We start from the raw sequence: 17283 nt of genomic DNA on the forward strand, positions 1-17283 counted from the left end.
AGTGGAGCCAAGCATGGTCGACCCAATCCGGTGGGAGGGCGGCGCCGACGGGATCGTCGTGCTCACCCTCGACCACCCCGGGCGCTCGGCGAACGTCATGAACGCCGAGTTCACCGCCGGCTTCGTGAGCACCGTGGACCGGCTGGAGGCGGAGCGCGACCGGATCGCCGGCGTGATCATCACCTCCGCCAAGAAGACCTTCTTCGCCGGCGGGGACCTCGAGTCCATCCTGCGGCTGGGGCCGGACGACGACGCCGACCCCCGGGTCCTCAAGAACGCGGCGCGGCGGCTGGAGACGCTCGGCCGGCCGGTGGTCGCGGCCGTCAACGGTTCGGCGCTCGGGGGCGGCCTGGAGCTGGCCCTGGCGTGCCACCACCGCATCGCGCTCGACGACCCCGCCATCGGGATCGGGTTCCCCGAGGTCACCCTTGGCCTGCTGCCCGGCTGCGGCGGCGTCGTGCGCAGCGTCCGGCTGCTGGGCATCGCCGACGCGCTCGCCGACTGGCTGCTGCGCGGGCAGCGGCACCGGCCGGCGGACGCGCTGGCCCACGGGCTCGTCGACGAGCTCGCGGCCGACCCGGCGTCCCTGATGGCCGCCGCCCGCGCCTGGATCGCGGCCCACCCGGACGCCGCGCAGCCGTACGACCGCGCGGGGTACCGGATTCCCGGCGGCGCGGCCCTCGCGGCCCAGCTGCCGGCCCTGCCGGCGACGCTGCGCAAGCAGCTCAAGGGCGCGCCCTACCCGGCCCCCCGCAACATCCTCGCCGCCGCCGTCGAGGGCGCCCAGGTCGACCTGGACACCGCCTTCGTGATCGAGGGGCGGTACTTCACCGAGCTGGCCACCGGCCGGATCGCCAAGAACATGATCCAGGCCCTCTTCTTCGACGTGCAGCGGGCCGGCGCGCGGGACCAGGACGACACCCGTCCGCCGGTGCGGCGCGTCGCCGTCGTCGGGGCCGGCATGATGGGCGCCGCCATCGCGTATGTCTGCGCGAAGGCCGGCCTGGACGTCGTGCTCAAGGACGTCACGCTCGAGGCCGCGCAGAAGGGCAAGGCGTACGCCGAGGGCCGCCGTCACGACCAGGCGCTGCTGGACCGCATCACGCCGACCGCCGACGTCGCCGACCTCGCCGGCGCCGACCTCGTCATCGAGGCGGTCTTCGAGGACCCGGCGCTCAAGCGGCTGGTGTACGCCGAGATCGAGCAGGTGGCGCCGGACGCGTCAATCGCCTCGAACACCTCCACCCTGCCCATCGGGCTGCTCGCCGAGGGCGTCAGCCGGCCGGAGGACTTCATCGGGCTGCACTTCTTCTCCCCGGTCGACAAGATGCCGCTCGTCGAGGTCATCCGCGGCGCGCGGACCGGGGACGCGGCGGTGGGGCGCGCGCTCGGCCTCGTCCGCCGGCTGCGCAAGACGCCCATCGTCGTCAACGACAGCCGCGGCTTCTTCACCAGCCGGGTCATCGGGACGTTCACCAACGAGGGCGTGGCCATGCTCGCCGAGGGCGTCCCGGCCGCCTCGATCGAGCAGGCCAGCAGCCAGGCCGGGTACCCCGCGCCGGTCCTCGCGCTGATGGACGAGCTCACGCTCACCCTGCCGCGGCGGATCCGCCAGGAGACGGCCGCGGCGGTCGTCGCCGGCGGCGGCACCTGGACACCGCACGCCGCCGACGCCGTCATCGACCGGATGATCGATGAGCACGGACGGCCCGGACGGTCGGGCGGCGCGGGCTTCTACGAGTACGCCGACGGCCGCCGGACCGGGCTCTGGCCGGGGCTGAAGGACGAGTTCGGCGGTACCAACCTCGGGGTGCCCTTCGACGACCTCAAGGAGCGCATGCTCTTCATCGAGGCGATCGAGTCGGTGCGGTGCCTGGAGGAGGGCGTGCTCACGTCGGTCGTGGACGCCAACGTCGGCTCGATCCTCGGCATCGGCTACCCGAGCTGGACCGGCGGCGTGCTGCAGTACATCAACCAGTACGAAGGCGGGCTGCCGGGCTTCGTCGCCCGGGCCCGCGCGCTCGCCGGGCGTTACGGCGAGCGCTTCGATCCGCCGGCGCTGCTGTGCGCCAAGGCCGACAACGGCGAACTGTTCGAGTAGGTCAGCGGAGATCGTCGCTCAGGCCGTAGGTCCGGGCGATGATCTCCCGCTGGATCTCGCTGGTGCCGCCGTACACGGTGGAGACGATGGAGGAGCGGACCAGCCGCTCCATGTCGTACTCGGTCGCGTAGCCGTAGCCGCCCATCATCTGCATCGCGTCGAGGGTGACCCGGCGGGCGGTCTCGGTGGCCTTGAGCTTGGCCATGGAGCTCTCCCGGGGCAGCACGGCGCCGGGGGAGCGGTCGAGGTGGGCGGCGGTGGTGTACACCAGCAGCCGGGAGCACTCGATCTCGGTCGCGAGGTCGGCCAGGCGGTGCCGGAGCACCTGGAACGAGCCGATCGGCCGGCGGAACTGGCGCCGGTTCTTGACGTAGCCGACGACGTCGTCGAACGCGCGCTGGGCCGTGCCGAGCATGAGGCTGGCCAGGATGAGCCGCTCGATGTTGAGCCCGGCCATCAGCTGCTTCCAGCCGTGGTCGACCCGGCCGACCACGGCGTCGGCGGGCAGGACGCAGTCGGTGAAGTACAGGTCGTTGACCTCCCGGCCGCCCATGGTGTCGATGCCGGAGACGGTCAGGCCGGGCGCCGAGGCCGGGACCTGGAACATCGTCAGGCCGGCGTGGTCGCCGGCCCGCCCGGAGGTGCGCGCGACGAGCAGGATGTGCTCGGCGAGGTGCGCGTTGGAGCACCAGGTCTTCTGGCCGTTGACGACGAAGGTGTCGCCGCGGTGCTCGGCGCGGCAGCTCAGGTTGGCCACGTCGGAGCCGGCCTCGGGCTCGGACATCGCGATCGCCGCGACGCCGCCGCGGGCGACCCCGTCGATGATGAGCTTCTTCTGCTCCTGCGAGCCGAAGCGCTCGTAGGTGGCCGCGACGATGATCGACGTCGTGAAGCCGCCGATCGGGGCCATCGCCCGGGCGGTCGTCTCCAGGAAGAGGCAGAGCTCGGTGGCGCCGGCGCCGCCCCCGCCGAACTCCTCGGGCAGGGCCAGGCCCAGCCAGCCGAGGTCGGCCATCTTGCGGTACAGCGGCGGGCTGTGCGTCTCCCGCCCGCCGTCGGTGAGCTGCTGCCGCTGCTCCCGGGACCCCGCCTCGCGGCGGCAGAAGTCCTCCACCGCCGAGACCAGAGCCTGCTGTTCTGCGGTCCATTCCACGGCGTTCCTCCAGCGTGACGAGGGGATTGACAGCAAGGCTAAACTATCGAATATCAAATGTCAGGAGGTGGCTCGGTGTCGTCTTCCCTGGTTGAGCTGACCGCGGTCGAGGCCGCGGTGCTCCGGGCGCGCGAGGCCGCGCTCTGGTGGGCCGGCCTGCCGGCCGGGCATCGCCGGCGGCATCTGCTCGCGTTCAAGGCGCTCGTGGCCGGCCGCATCGGCGAGCTCGCCGAGTGCATCCGGGCCGAGACCGGCAAGCCGGTCGCCGGGGCGCAGCTCGAGGTGATGCTCGCCGTCGAGCACCTGGACTGGGCCGCCCGCAACGCCCGGCGGGTGCTGCGGCGGCGGTCGGTGCGCTCCGGGATGCTGGCGTTCAACCAGGCCGCCGCGGTGGAGTACGTGCCCTACGGCGTCGTCGGCGTGATCGGGCCCTGGAACTACCCCGTCTACACGCCGATGGGGTCCATCGCGCACGCGCTGGCCGCCGGCAACGCGGTGGTGTTCAAGCCGAGCGAGTACACCCTGGGGGTCGGCGTCTGGCTCGCGACCGGCTGGGCCGAGCTGCTCCCCGACCATCCCGTGCTGCAGGTCGTCGCCGGCGACGGTGCGGTCGGGGCCGCGCTCTGCCGCGCGGCCGTCGACAAGATCGCCTTCACCGGCTCGGCCGCCACGGCCCGCGCGGTCATGGCCGCCTGCGCCGAGCGCCTGACCCCGGTCGTGATCGAGGGCGGCGGCAAGGACGCGCTCATCGTGACGGCCGACGCCGACCTGGAGGCGGCCGCCCGGGCGGCGGTCTTCGGCGGCCTGGGCAACGCCGGCCAGACCTGCGCCGGCGTCGAGCGCATCTACGTCGAGCGGCCCGTGTTCGACCCGTTCGTGGCCCGGCTGGCCGAGCTGATGCGCGAGGTCGAGCCGGGGGACGGCCCGGACGCGCCGTACGGCCCGATGAGCACCCCGGCCCAGCCCGCCATCGTGCAGCGGCACATCGGCGACGCGATCGAGCGGGGCGGCCGGGCGGTGGTCGGCGGCGTCGACTCGGTACGCGCGCCGTTCGTCGGGCCGGTGCTGCTGGCCGACGTGCCCGAGGACAGCGCGGCGGTCACCGAGGAGACGTTCGGGCCGGTGATGGTGGTGAACCCGGTGGCCGACGCCGAGGAGGCGGTGCGCCGGGCCAACGCCACCGCCTACGGGCTGTCCGGCTCCATCTTCACCCGGAGCCGCCGCCGCGGGCTGGCGCTGGCCGGCGGGCTGCGGGCCGGGGCCGTCTCGGTCAACTCGGTGCTCGGCTACGCCGGGGTGCCGGCGCTGCCCTTCGGCGGGGTCGGCGACTCGGGCTTCGGCCGGGTGCACGGCGCCGACGGGCTGCGGGAGTTCAGCCGGCCCCGCTCGGTGACCTGGCAGCGGTTCCGCGCCCCGATCGACGTGATGACGCTGCAGCCCCAGCCATCAGCCCTGCGACTGGCCCTGAGGATGTTCGCGTGGCGTCATGGCCGGTGACTCACCCGCTCCAGATGCCGAGGCCGTCGAGGTGCTTGACCAGGCGCTCGGCGCCGTCGGTGAAGTGCCGCGCCATGACCGGCCGCACGGCCACCGGGTCGCCGGCCGCGAGCGCGGCCAGCAGCTCCTCGTGGTCGGCGACCATCGCCGCCCGCCATTGGGCGTTGCCGGCATAGAAGCGCGTCGGGGTGTACCGTGTCGCCGCCCGCAGCAGCCACGACAGCTTGCGCGCATCCGCCAGCCGGTTGATGCTGCGGTGGAACTCGAACTCGAGCTGCTCGACCCGGCCGACCTGCCGGGCCTGGGCCGCGCGGCGCAGCTTCTCGTGCTGCGCGCGCAGGTCGTCCAGCTGGTCCGGGCCGATGCCCGCCGCGACCCGCGCGGCCAGCTCGCCGGCGATGTCGCCCTGCACCGCGAAGACGTCGATGATGTCCTGGCGGGACAGCGGGGCGACGACGTGCCCCCGGCGCGGCTGGAGCTCGACCATGTCCTCGGCGCGCAGCATCAGCAGGGCCTCGCGGACCGGGGTGATGCTCAGCCCGGTCTCCTGCGCGACCTGCTCGAGCCGGATCCGCTCGCCCGCGCGCAGCTGTCCGGACATGATCCGGTCCCGCAGCAGGGCCGCCACCGTTTCGGACAGCTGAGGGTGCGACACATCCGTCATCGCTGAAGGATATCAAATGTCACATATCAGATCTGCGGCGCTCGGCGGAGTGTGCACGATCCGGTTCGACCGGCCCGAGCGCCGCAACGCCATGACGCTGGACATGTTCCGGGACTACTACGCCGCGCTGCTGGCGGCCGACCGGGACCCGGCGGTCCGGGCGATCGTGGTGACCGGGGCCGGCGACTGGTTCTGCACCGGGGCCGACCCCGAGGCGCTGCCGGCCCTGCTCGACGCGCGGCACCGCGACGAACTGGTACTCCGGCTGGGCTTCGAACCGCACCTGCCCGCGACGCTTGACACCCCGATCATCGCGGCGGTCAACGGCGGCGCCGCCGGTCTCGGCCTCGTCCACGCCCTCTACGCCGACGTGCGGTTCCTGGCCGCGGAGTGCCACCTGGCGACCGCGTTCAGCCGGCTCGGCCTGATCGCCGAATACGGCAGCGCCTGGCTGCTGCCCCGGCTGGTGGGCGTGGGCAACGCGCTGGACCTGCTGCTGTCCGGCCGCAGGATCGACCCGGCGGAGGCGCTGCGGATCGGTCTGGTACACCGGGTCCTCCCTCGCGAGCAGGTGCTGCCCGCGGCCCAAGCCTATGCCACCGACCTGGCCGCGAACTGCTCACCGGCGGCGATGGCGGTGATCCGGCGGCAGGTCTGGGCCGGGCTGGAGACCGGGCTGGACCGGGCCGCCGCCGACGCGAACCGGCTCATGGCCGACTCGCTGGCCGGCCCCGACTTCGGCGAGGCCGTCACCGCCCTGACCCAGGGCCGCGCGCCCCGCTTCGAAGGGCGGGCCGGGGCATGAGCGGTACGGAGCGAAGCGGAGTGGCCGCTCATCAGCAGTACAGGGCGGAGCTCGTGCCGGCGCCGGAGCTTGCGGAGGTGTCGGCATGAGCGGGCCACTCGCCGGGGTCCGGGTGCTGGAGCTCGCCGGGATCGGGCCGGGACCGTTCGCCGCGATGCTGCTGGCCGACCTGGGGGCGGACGTCGTCCGCGTCGACCGCCCCGGGCCGGGCTCGACCGGCGACCCGCGCCACGACCTGCTCAACCGGGGCAAGCGCTCGATCGTCGTGGACCTCAAGCACCCCGACGGGGCGGAGGTCGTCCTCGGCCTCGCCGAGCGGGCCGCGATCCTGATCGAGGGCTGGCGCCCCGGCGTCGCCGAACGCCTCGGCATCGGCCCGGAGGCGGCGCTGGCCCGCAACCCGGGACTGGTCTACGGGGGGATGACCGGCTGGGGGCAGGACGGGCCGCTGGCCCGCGCGGCCGGCCACGACATCGGCTACATCGCCGTCGCCGGGGCCCTGCACCCGATCGGTCCGGCCGACGGGCCGCCCCAGATCCCGCTCAACCTGGTCGGCGACTTCGGCGGCGGCTCGCTGTACCTGGTCGTCGGCTGCCTCGCCGCGCTGCTCGTGGCCCGCGACACCGGCCGCGGCCAGGTCGTCGACGCCGCCATCGTCGACGGCACGGCCCACCTGACCACGGTGTTCGCCGGCCTGCTCGCGGCCGGGGCCTGGCGGGCCGGGCGCGGCCGCAACCTGCTCGATGGCGGCGCCCCGTTCTACAGCGTGTACGAGACGGCCGACGGCGGCCACATGGCCGTGGGGGCGCTCGAGCCGCAGTTCTACGCCGAGCTGCTGCGCCGGCTCGGGCTGGGCGACGCGGACCTGCCGCCCCAGCACGACGCCGCCGGATGGCCGCGGCTGCGGGCCCGGTTCGCGGAGGTCTTCGCCACGCGGACGCGGGCCGAGTGGACCGGCGTCTTCGAGGGCACCGACGCCTGCGTCGCCCCGGTGCTGTCGCTGGCGGAGGCCCGGGACCACCCGCACCTGGTGGCGCGCGGGACGTACGAGGACCGCCGCGGCGTCCGCCAGCCCGCCGTCGCGCCCCGGTTGTCGCGGACGCCGGGCGTGCCCGGCGCCGGGCCGCCGGTGCCCGGCGCGCACACCGAGACCGTGCTCACCGAATGGGGCCTGGGCGCGCATGTGCCGCGCTGGCGCGGCGGCGCGGCCGTCCGCTCGACCCAGGGAGCACGCTGATGCGGATCGCGACGACACTGGCCTACGCCGCCGACCCCCGGGCCGAGGCGGACGCGGTGGCCGCCTGGGAGCACGACGGCCTCGACGTGGTCTGGGTGCCGGAGGCCTACGGCTTCGACGCGCCGACCATCATGGGCGACCTCGCGGCGAAGACCTCCCGGCTGGAGATCGGCTCGGCCATCCTGCCTGTGTACTCGCGCACGCCGGCGCTGCTGGCGCAGACCGCGGCCGGCCTGGACGCGATGTCGGGCGGCCGGGCCATCCTGGGCCTGGGGGCATCGGGGCCGCAGGTGGTCGAGGGCTGGCACGGGATCGCGTACGACCGGCCGCTCGGGCGGACCCGGGAGGTGATCGAGGTCTGCCGGCGGGTCTGGCGGCGCGAGACGCTGGTGCACGACGGGATCTACCGGCTGCCGCTGCCGCCGGGGGAGGGCACCGGGCTCGGCAAGCCGCTGAAGCTGCTCAACCGCCCGGTCCGGGACCGCGTCCCGATCTACGTGGCGAGCCTCGGCGACAAGAACGTGCGGATGACCGCGGAGCTGGCCGACGGCTGGCTGCCGTTCCTGTTCGATCCGGAGCGGGCGGCCGGCGTGTGGGGCGACGCGCTGGAGGCGGGCACGGCCCGGCGGGCCGGCGATCTCGGCCCGCTGGAGATCGTGGCCGGCGGGCTGCTGGCCATCGGCCCGGACGTGACCGGCCTGCGCGACCTCGCCCGGCCGTCGATCGCGCTGTACGTCGGCGGCATGGGCGCCAAGGGCCGCAACTTCTACCACGACCTGCTCGGCCGGTACGGCTACGCCGCCGAGGCCGACCGCATCCAGGACCTGTACCTGGCCGGCCACAGGGCGGAGGCCGCCGCCGCCGTGCCGGCCGACCTGCTGGAGCGGATCAGCCTGATCGGCCCCGAGAGCTACGTGCGGACCGGGTGCGGGCCTACCGCGACGCCGGCGTCACGGTCCTCAACGTCACGCCGCTCGGCCCCGAACCGCGCCGCATCATCGCCGCCGTGAAGGAGATGGCCGGATGAACCGCACGATCCTCACCGCCGACCACCACGCGTTCGCCGACCTGGTGCGGGCCTTCATCGCCAAGGAGATCGCGCCGCACCACGAGCGCTGGGAGGCCGACGGCATCGTCGACCGCGGCGTGTGGCGGGCCGCGGGGGCCGCCGGGCTGCTGGGCTTCTTCGTCGACGAGCGGTACGGCGGCGCCGGCGTGACCGACCGGCGCTTCAACGCCGTGCTCACCGAGGAGCTGGCCCGGGCCGGCGCCAGCGGCCCGGCGTTCGGCCTGCACAACGACATCATCGGGCCGTACCTCACCGACCTGACCGACGACGAGCAGCGGCGGCGGTGGCTGCCCGGGTTCTGCTCCGGCGACATCGTCACCGCGATCGCCATGTCCGAGCCGGGGGCCGGCAGCGACCTGCAGGGCATCACCACCACCGCGGTGCGCGACGGCGACAGCTACGTGCTCAACGGGCAGAAGACGTTCATCAGCAACGGCATCCTGGCCGACCTCGTCATCGTCGTCGCCCGCACCGACGCCGCGGCGGGGCACCGGGGCATCAGCCTGCTGGTGGTCGAGCGGGACACGCCGGGCTTCGAGCGCGGGCGCAACCTCGACAAGATCGGCCAGAAGGCGCAGGACACGGCCGAGCTGTTCTTCTCCGACGTGCGGGTGCCGGCGGCCAACCTCCTCGGGGCCGAGGGCGAGGGTTTCGCGTACCTCATGCGGAACCTGCCCTTCGAGCGGCTCTCGATCGCCGTGGCCGCGCTGGCCGGCGCCGAGGCGGTGTTCGAGCAGACGGTCGAGTACTGCAAGCAGCGCCACGCGTTCGGCCGGCCCATCGGCACCTTCCAGCACAACCGGTTCGTGCTCGCCGAGCTGGCCACCGAGCTGCGTCTCGGCCGCGTCTTCGTCGACCAGTGCCTGGTCGAGCCGGAGCTCACCGCGCCGACGGCGGCGATGGCGAAGTGGTGGTGCACCGAGCTGCAGCACCGCACCGTCGACCGGTGCCTGCAGCTGCACGGCGGCTACGGGTACATGCGCGAGTACCCGGTGGCCCGGGCCTACCTGGACGCGCGGGTGCAGACCATCTACGGCGGCACCACGGAGATCATGAAGGAGCTGATCGGCCGGTCACTGGGCCTGTGAGCCGTACTCCAGCATCGGCACGAGGAACTGCCGGGCCACGGCGCGCAGCTGCGCGCCGTTGTCCAGGTCGATGACGTGGCTGGGGGTGACCAGGAACGAGCAGGACAGCCGGGTCATGAGCTCGGCCACCACCTCCACGTCCACCGCGCCGGAGATGTTCCCGGCGCGCTGCTCCCGGCGCAGCTGCCCGGCGACGAAGCGCTGCACCGTGGCCATGGTCCGCCCGCCGTCGCCGATCATCGACGGGACGAGCACGTCGGGCTCGGCGACCATCAGCCCCCCGATCAGCGGGTTGCCCCGGATGGCCTGCAGCGAGCTGACGAAGCCCAGCACCACCCGGTCGGCGACGGTCGCGGCCTGCTGGATGTCGACCAGGAACCGGTCGAAGTAGCGCCGGAACTCGCGCCGGACGACGTGCTCGACCAGCGCGTCCTTGGAGGCGAACCGGCGGTAGGCGGTGATGCGCGAGACGCCGGCCCGCCGGGCCACGTCCTCCATTGTGGACCGGCGGATTCCGATGCGGCAGAACTGCTCGTAGGCGGCGTCGAGCAGCCGGGTGGTGACCTCGTCGCCGTCGTCCGCGCGCTGCAGCGCATCGGTGAACGCGCGCTCCAGAAGAGACGGGGTCATGGTCAACCTCCCGTGGTACGTCGACACTGATCTCGTATCAGGGTACCAAAGGATCGCCGCCGTACAGCGCGTCGATGGTCTCGCCGTAGCGCGCGGTGATGATCCGGCGCCGCAGCTTCAGGGTCGGCGTCAGCTCGCCCGTCTCCGGCGTCCAGCTCGACGGCAGGACCCGGAACGTCTTGACCTGCTCGGGGCGGGAGAGCCCGGCGTTGGCGGCGTCGACGGCGGCCTGGATCTCGGCGAGCACCCGCGGCTCGGCGGCCAGGCCGGGCAGCGCGGTCTCGCCGATGCCGTTCGCCCGGGCCCACCTCGGGGCGACCTCGTCGTCCAGGACGATCAGGGCGGTGATGTACGGCCGCCGGTCGCCGACCGCGACCGCCTGGCCGATGAGCGGGTGGGCGCGCAGCCGCTGCTCGATCTGGGCCGGCGACACGTTCTTGCCGCTCGAGGTGATGATGAGATCCTTCTTGCGGTCGGTGATGGTCAGGAAGCCGTCGGCGTCGACGGTGCCGACGTCGCCCGTGGCCAGCCAGCCCTCCGCGTCGGTGACCGCCTCGACGCCGCCGTCGGCGCGCAGGTAGCCGGAGCAGACGAGGGGCCCCCGCACGAGGATCTCGCCGTCGTCGGCCAGGCGGACCTGCATCCCCGGGTTGGGCCGGCCGACCGTGCCGGTGCGGAACCGCTCCGGCGTGTTGATGGTGGCGGTACCGGTGGTCTCGGTCATGCCCCAGACCTCGAGGACGTCGAGCCCCAGCCCGGCGAGGAACCGCAGCACCGCCACCGGGATCGGGGCCGCGCCGCTGCCGGCCCAGGCCATGTTCTGCAGGCCCAGGAGCGCGCGCATCGGCCGCAGGACGGTGGCGTCGGCCCCGGCCAGCCGGGCGGCCAGCTCGTCGGGTACCGGCCGCCCGTCCGCGCGCAGCTCGAAGGCCTCCAGGGCCACGGCGGACGCGGCGTCGTAGGCGGCCCGCGTCGCCGGCTCCGCGGCGGCGAGCTGGGCCTGGATGCCGGCCGCCATCTTCTCCCAGACCCGGGGCACGCCGAAGAACGAGGCGGGCCCGACCGCGCGCAGCGCGGGGACGAGCTGGGCGGCGTCGGGGCAGATCGTCACGTGCCCGGCCCGGTAGACCGCGTTGTAAATGCCCAGCATCCGCTCGGCGATGTGGGCCAGGGGCAGGTAGGCGACGGTCGGGGCGTGGTCGGGCACGGCGACCGTCGCCTCGAGCACCACGGACTGGTAGACGACGTTGTGGTGGCTGAGCACGACGCCCTTGGGGTCGCCGGTGGTGCCGGACGTGTACAGCAGCGTCACCGGCTGTTCGGGCCGGACGGCCCGCCAGGACCGCTCGAAGGCGTCCGGGGCGGCGCGGTGCGCGGCCGCCCCGACGGCCCGGACGTGCTCCAGGGTGACGGTGGCCAGGGTGGCCTCGTCGGCGGCGGGCTCCTCGAGCAGCACGATCCGGCGCAGCTTCGGCAGGTCGGGCAGGATCGGCCGCCAGCGGGCCAGCTCGGCCCGGCCCTCCAGGACCAGGAGCTGGGCGGCGCTGTGCAGCGCGAGGTACCGCAGCTGCTCGGGGCTCAGCGTCGGGTAGACGGTGCTGGGCACCGCGCCGAGGTGGACCGCGGCCAGGTCGACCAGCCAGTGCTCGGGGCGGCTGGACATCATGATCAGCATGCGGCCGCCCGGTTGGAGGCCGATCTCGGCGAGGCCGCGGGAGATGCCGGCGACCTCGTGGTGCAGCTCGGCCCAGGTGCGGGTGTCGTCGCGCCCGAGCGTGCTCAGCGCCGGGCGGTCGCCGAACTCGGTGGCGTTGCGGTGCAGCAGGGCGGGGATGGTCAGGTCGGCGGCGGCCTTGGCGCATCGATCGGCGAGGGCGTCGGCAGGATCCACGGAAGCCTCCTCGGGGTGTACCGGCACTGTAAACGACGGCTAACTTTCTGGGAAGGTGCCGCGGTGTCATCGGGACGATCGACTCGGATGTGCCGGAACCACGGCTAACTATTGAGCGTTGTGAAAGTCCTCTTGTGACCGCCGACACAGTGTGCTCTCATGGCTGATACATCGATGCAACTTGTGTATCACCGTATCAACGGGCTCTCGGCCTCGGAGGAACAGGAGCGACGGGTGGAACCACTCAGCAGACGCAGGGTTTTGCAGGCGGGCGGGGCGCTCGGCGCGCTCGGAGCACTGGCGGCCGCCGCGCCCGCCCAGGCGAAATCGGTATGGACCTGGTCGCCCACCGGCTCCGTCGCGGGCGCCGGGGCGGGCGCCGACCCGCGGTGGGTCTGGGACGACGAGGCCGACCCGGTGGTCGCCGCGCTGATCGACCGGGGCGACGTGCCCCTGGTCAACGGGTTGCTGCGGAACTGGACCAAGAACGGGCAGCCGCTGCCCGACGGGCTGCCGGCCGACCTGCGCGCCTTCATGGAGCGCGCGCGCCGGCTGCCCGCGTGGACCGACCAGGGCAAGCTGGCCACCGCCGTGCAGTTCAACGAGAAACGGGGCCTCTACCTCGGGGTCCTCTACGGGCTGGCCAGCGGCATGATGAGCACCGTCATCCCGAAGGAGGCGCGCGCGGTCTACTACTCCAAGGGCGGCGCCGACATGAAGGACCGCATCTCCAAGACGGCCAAGCTCGGCTACGACATCGGCGCCCCGAACGCCTACCAGCCGGACGGCGAGATGATCGTGACGGCCGTCAAGACCCGGCTCGTGCACGCCGCGGTGCGCCACCTGCTGCCGCAGTCGCCCGCCTGGGCCCAGGCCGCCGACGAGGACATCCCGATCAGCCAGCGGGACATCATGGTCACCTGGCACAGCCTGCCCACGACCGTCATGCAGAAGCTCACCGCCTGGCAGGTGCCGATCCCGGCCGCCGAGTCGGACGGCTTCCTGCACTCCTGGCAGGTGGGCGCCCATCTGCTCGGGGTCCGGGACGAGTACATCCCGGCCGGCTGGAGCGAGGCCGACGCCCAGGCCCGGCAGGTGCTCGACCCGGTGCTGGCCCCGACGCCCGAGGGCCTCACGCTGGCCGGCATCCTGCTCGACCTCGGCGCCGGCATCGACGGCGGCCTGCTGACCCGGCCCATCCTCGGCGCGTTCACGCGGTTCCTGCTCGGGGACCGGATCGCGCAGTGGCTGCAGATCCCGCGGGAGCTGATCTGGGACCCGCTGCTGAAGACCGCCTGGGGCCCGTTCGTCCTGGTGCGCGAGGGCCTGCTGCCGTTCCCGCTCGCGCCCGAGGCCTACTGGCTCTTCGACGAGTTCCTGCGCAAGGCGGCCCTGCTGTTCCTGTCCGAGGCCAAGCCGATCCGCATCGAGATCCCGGTGACCAACCGCCCGTCCTGAGGCCGAAAGGAGTCGATGACATGACTGAGATGAGCAGACGCAAGGTGCTGCTGGCGGGCGGAGCGCTGGGCGCGCTGGGGGCCGCCGCGCCGGCCCGGGCGCGCGAGGCGGCCGCCCCGTCAACGGCACCGTCGGCTCGGTCGCCAACGCCGGCGAGGTCCGCGCGATGCCCGGGGTCACCGACGTGGTGGTGATCTCCACCGGGGTCGCGGTGCGGGCCGAGACCTTCGGCCAGCGCATCGACGCCGTCCGCGCGCTGCGGGTGTCCTGGCGCCCCGGCACCGCCGAGGGGAGGTCCGACGAGACCGTGCTGCGGGAGCTCGCCGCGGCCGAGGTGCCGCTCGGGCCGCGGCCGCCGACCCCCGTCGTGGAGGGAAAGTTCACGTTCGCCTTCCGCGGCAACAGCGCGCTGGAGACCAACTGCGCGATCACCGACGTCCGCGCCGGCCGGGCCGAGATCTGGTCGGCCCTGAAGTCGCCGATCGTGGCCCAGGAGAACATCGCGGCCCGGCTCGGGCTGCCGGTCGACCGGGTCGTCGTGCACGTCACCGAGGGCGGCGGCTCCTTCGGGCGCAAGCTGTTCTTCGACGCCGCGCTGGAGGCGGCCGAGGTGTCCCGGCACATCGGCAAGCCGGTGAAGCTCATGTGGCACCGCGCCGACGACGTCCGCCAGGGCCGCGCCCACCCGATGGCGACCTCCCGGGTGCGCATCGCCTACCTCGGCGGCACGGTGCTCGGCTACGAGCAGCGGCACACCAGCGTGGCCACCGACCTCGGCCACGGCCTCGGCGAGCTGTTCACCGCGGTGACCGCGCAGCTGCCGCTCGGCGACATCGGCTTCGCCGAGACCTTCTTCCAGTTCAGCCAGACGTCCCCGTACAACTTCGGCATCGTCAGCCGCCTGCTCGCCGAGACCGGCGGCGGCTTCAACACCGGCAGCATGCGCAACGTCTACTCGCCGGACGCCACCTGCGCCCGGGAGCTGCTCGTCGACCAGCTCGCGGCCCGGATGGGCCGGGAGCCCTTCCGGTTCCGGCGGGACTTCCTGCGCGACGACCGCTCGCGCGCGGTGCTGCAGAAGGTCGCCGACGTGGGCGGCTGGGGCCGTTCGATGCCGGCCGGCACGGCGCAGGGCATCGCCTTCCACGCGGAGTACAAGTCGGTCAGCGCCGCGCTCGTCGAGCTCGACGCCCGGCCCGAGACCGTGAACCGGCCGATCCGCGACGGCGTCGCGGGACCGCGCGTCACCAAGGCCGTCTTCGCGGTGGACGTCGGCCTGGCCGTCAACCCGCGCGGCCTGGAGGCGCAGATGACGGGCGGCGTCATGGACGGCATCGCCCTGGCCCTGACCTCCAGCCTCCACCTGCGCGACGGGTACTTCCTGGAGGCGAGCTGGGACAACTACTTCTACACCCGCCAGTGGAACACCCCGCCCGACCTGCGGATCATCGTCATGCCGAGCACCTCCGAGCAGCCCGGCGGGGCCGGCGAGCTCGCGGTGGCCGCCTCGATGGCCGCGGTCGCCTGCGCCTACGGCCGGGCGACGGGAACCATGCCGACCACGTTCCCGATCAACCACGGCACGCTGTCGTTCGTCCCCAAACCAACCGTCCCGCCGGTACCCCAGTCGCCGACCGACGGGCGGAACCTTGCGATCTGACGGGAGGTCCGCGTGCCCGAGCACACGTTCCGGGTCAACGGCCGGCAGGTCACCGTCGACGTCGCCGACGATGTGCGGCTGCTGTGGGTGTTGCGCGACATCCTCGGCATCACCGGCCCGAAGTACGGCTGCGGCATCAACGTCTGCAAGGCGTGCACCAGCCATCTCAACGGCCGCGCCTTCAACCCCTGCTCCGTCCCGGTCCGGGAGCTCGGGCCGGACGACGAGGTCACGACCATCGAGGGGCTCGCGGCCACGGTGGGCCAGGACCTGCACCCCATGCAGCAGGCGTGGCTCGACCACGACGTCGCCCAGTGCGGGTACTGCCAGCCGGGTCAGATCATGGCCGCCGTCGACCTGGTGCGGCGGGTGGCCGCCGAGGGCCGGGACATCACCGAAGCCGATCTCGACGGCCTGCGCAACATCTGCCGGTGCGGCACGTACTCCCGCATCCGCGAGGCGATCCGGACGGCGGCGAAGTAGCATCCGCGCTGATGTTCCCGACCGTCCGCGAGGTGCTCGCGCTGGAGCCGGTGCGCAACGGCGCCCCGCGCATCGTGGCGGGCGAGCGCGGGCTCGACCAGGCCGTCCGCTGGGTGCACAGCTCCGAGGTGCCGGACATCGCCACGCTGCTGCGCGGCGGCGAGCTGGTGCTCACGACCGGGATCGGGCTGCCGGCGGACGAGGCCGGGCTACGGCGGTACATCACCGATCTGGCCGAGGTGGGCGCGTGCGGGCTCGCCGTGGAGCTGGGCCGCCGCTACGCTCAGCGACTGCCCGCGGTCATGGTGCGCACCGCGGACGAGCTCGGCCTGCCGCTGGTCGAGCTGCACCGGGGCACGCCGTTCGTGGCCATCACCGAGGCCGTGCACTCGATGATCATCGACGGCCAGCTGGCCGAGCTGCGCGCCGCCGAGGAGATCCACCAGCGCTTCACCCACCTCTCCGTCGAGGGCGCCGGGCCGGCCGAGGTCGTCGCGCAGGCCGCGGCCCTGGCCGGGGCGCCGGTGGTGCTGGAGAACCTGTCCCGGCAGGTGCTCGCGTACGACGCCGCGGGCGGCTCGGCCGAGCTGCTGCTGGCCAGCTGGGAGGCGCACTCGCGGGCGATCCGCCCGTCCGGGCGCACCGGCTTCGATCCGGGCGCGGGCTGGCTGGTGACCGCGGTCGGCGCCCGCGGGCAGGACTGGGGCCGGCTGCTCATGCGGGTGGGGTCGGCGCAGGCGCGGTACGTCATCCTGATCGAGCGCGCCGCCTCCGCCCTCGCGCTCGGGCGCCTGATCGACCCCGACCCCGAGGGGCCCGGGCGCACCCTGCTCCAGGCGCTGCTCAACCGCTCGATGCCGGTCGAGGAGGTGGCGCTGCGGGCGCGGGCGCTGGGGATCCCGCTGGAGCGCCGCACCCTGGTCGGCGTCGTGATCCGCCCGGCGCACTTCGCGGCGGTCGAGCGGGCCCTGTCGGAAATATCGGTCAAGAGCCTCGCCGGTACCCTCGACGCGAACTCCACCGGCGTGCTGATCACGCAGGCCACCGAGGACGTGCTGCGCGCCTTCGCCGACAAGGTGCACAAGACGGACCCGGAGGCGATCGTCGCGGCCGGGGAGATCGTGGACTCGCCCCGGGAGGCCGGCCGGTCGCTGGCCGAGGCCGCGCAGGTCGCCGACGCCGTGCGCCACCCGGCCGGCGGCGTAGTCCGCCTAGCCGACGTGGGCCTGGCCGGCCTGCTGCACATGCTGCGCGACGAGCCGCGGCTGCAGACGTTCGTGGAGCGCGAGCTCGGCCCGCTGCTGGCCTACGACGCCCGCAACCCGCGCGAGCAGCTGCTGGAGGTGCTGCGGGTGTACCTCGAGTGCGGCCGCAACAAGTCCGCGGCGGCCGAGCACAGCCACCTGTCGCGCCCGGCGTTCTACGAGCGGCTGGCCCGCATCGGGAAGATCCTCGGGGCCGACCTGGACTCGGTGCCGGCGTGCCTGTCGCTGCACGTGGCCCTGCTGGCCCTGGACGCGCTGCGCAGCTGAAGGCGGCTCACGCCG

At 73.7% G+C, this 17283-nt stretch carries 14 protein-coding genes; 10 read left to right on the top strand and 4 right to left on the bottom strand.

What is annotated here, in order from left to right:
• The first annotated feature begins 13 nt into the window (after positions 1-13).
• Positions 14-2101, top strand: a complete 2088-nt coding sequence (locus ACPPVO_RS10555) for a 3-hydroxyacyl-CoA dehydrogenase NAD-binding domain-containing protein (protein WP_426511029.1) — start codon at positions 14-16, stop codon at positions 2099-2101.
• 1 nt (position 2102) lies between these two features.
• On the opposite strand, the gene ACPPVO_RS10560 is transcribed toward ACPPVO_RS10555, so the two are convergent.
• Positions 2103-3254 carry an acyl-CoA dehydrogenase family protein gene (locus tag ACPPVO_RS10560; protein ID WP_426511030.1) on the bottom strand — a complete coding sequence of 384 codons (1152 nt, stop codon included), beginning with the start codon at positions 3252-3254 and terminating at the stop codon, positions 2103-2105.
• Positions 3255-3329: 75 nt separating this feature from the next.
• Between ACPPVO_RS10560 and ACPPVO_RS10565 the strand changes: the two genes are divergently transcribed.
• Positions 3330-4751: an aldehyde dehydrogenase family protein gene (locus ACPPVO_RS10565; protein WP_426511031.1), complete on the top strand. Its 1422-nt coding sequence runs from the start codon at positions 3330-3332 to the stop codon at positions 4749-4751.
• A gap of 1 nt (position 4752) precedes the next feature.
• On the opposite strand, the gene ACPPVO_RS10570 is transcribed toward ACPPVO_RS10565, so the two are convergent.
• Positions 4753-5415 (bottom strand): GntR family transcriptional regulator, encoded by a 663-nt coding sequence (locus ACPPVO_RS10570; RefSeq protein WP_426511032.1) that lies wholly within the window; start codon positions 5413-5415, stop codon positions 4753-4755.
• A 16-nt stretch (positions 5416-5431) separates the two neighbouring features.
• Here ACPPVO_RS10570 and ACPPVO_RS10575 point away from each other — a divergent pair, with 16 nt between their 5' ends.
• The 4 genes from ACPPVO_RS10575 to ACPPVO_RS10590 all read left to right on the top strand — a co-directional run bounded on the left by ACPPVO_RS10575 (position 5432) and on the right by ACPPVO_RS10590 (position 9614).
• Positions 5432-6220, top strand: a complete 789-nt coding sequence (locus ACPPVO_RS10575) for an enoyl-CoA hydratase-related protein (RefSeq protein ID WP_426511033.1) — start codon at positions 5432-5434, stop codon at positions 6218-6220.
• Between the two features lie 85 nt (positions 6221-6305).
• Entirely contained in the window at positions 6306-7457 is a 1152-nt protein-coding gene (locus ACPPVO_RS10580; protein WP_426511034.1) for a CaiB/BaiF CoA transferase family protein, read from the top strand.
• Positions 7457-8467, top strand: a complete 1011-nt coding sequence (locus ACPPVO_RS10585) for an LLM class F420-dependent oxidoreductase (RefSeq protein ID WP_426511035.1) — start codon at positions 7457-7459, stop codon at positions 8465-8467. The genes ACPPVO_RS10580 and ACPPVO_RS10585 overlap by 1 nt, the downstream gene beginning before the upstream one ends.
• 13 nt (positions 8468-8480) lie before the next feature.
• On the top strand, positions 8481-9614 hold the full coding sequence (locus tag ACPPVO_RS10590; protein WP_426511036.1) for an acyl-CoA dehydrogenase family protein: 1134 nt from the start codon (positions 8481-8483) through the stop codon (positions 9612-9614).
• On the opposite strand, the gene ACPPVO_RS10595 is transcribed toward ACPPVO_RS10590, so the two are convergent.
• Both ACPPVO_RS10595 and ACPPVO_RS10600 read right to left on the bottom strand, forming a co-directional pair.
• The gene (locus tag ACPPVO_RS10595; protein WP_426511037.1) at positions 9600-10244 is read right to left on the bottom strand and encodes a TetR/AcrR family transcriptional regulator; all 645 of its coding nucleotides are present in this window, start codon (positions 10242-10244) and stop codon (positions 9600-9602) included. The two genes, ACPPVO_RS10590 and ACPPVO_RS10595, sit on opposite strands and share 15 nt — an antisense overlap.
• A 37-nt stretch (positions 10245-10281) precedes the next feature.
• Positions 10282-12135, bottom strand: coding sequence for an AMP-dependent synthetase/ligase (locus ACPPVO_RS10600; RefSeq protein ID WP_426511038.1), 1854 nt, complete (start codon positions 12133-12135; stop codon positions 10282-10284).
• A 234-nt stretch (positions 12136-12369) separates the two neighbouring features.
• Here ACPPVO_RS10600 and ACPPVO_RS10605 point away from each other — a divergent pair, with 234 nt between their 5' ends.
• From ACPPVO_RS10605 to ACPPVO_RS10620, 4 genes are all read left to right on the top strand, one after another.
• Positions 12370-13593 carry an oxygenase MpaB family protein gene (locus ACPPVO_RS10605; RefSeq protein ID WP_426511039.1) on the top strand — a complete coding sequence of 408 codons (1224 nt, stop codon included), beginning with the start codon at positions 12370-12372 and terminating at the stop codon, positions 13591-13593.
• Between the two features lie 166 nt (positions 13594-13759).
• Positions 13760-15253: a molybdopterin cofactor-binding domain-containing protein gene (locus ACPPVO_RS10610; protein WP_426511040.1), complete on the top strand. Its 1494-nt coding sequence runs from the start codon at positions 13760-13762 to the stop codon at positions 15251-15253.
• A 12-nt stretch (positions 15254-15265) separates the two neighbouring features.
• Positions 15266-15736, top strand: a complete 471-nt coding sequence (locus ACPPVO_RS10615) for a (2Fe-2S)-binding protein (RefSeq protein WP_426511041.1) — start codon at positions 15266-15268, stop codon at positions 15734-15736.
• Between the two features lie 11 nt (positions 15737-15747).
• Positions 15748-17268, top strand: a complete 1521-nt coding sequence (locus tag ACPPVO_RS10620; RefSeq protein WP_426511042.1) for a PucR family transcriptional regulator — start codon at positions 15748-15750, stop codon at positions 17266-17268.
• Positions 17269-17283 lie beyond the last annotated feature (15 nt).

Source organism: Dactylosporangium sp. McL0621 (assembly GCF_049995355.1).
GTDB lineage: Bacteria > Actinomycetota > Actinomycetes > Mycobacteriales > Micromonosporaceae > Dactylosporangium.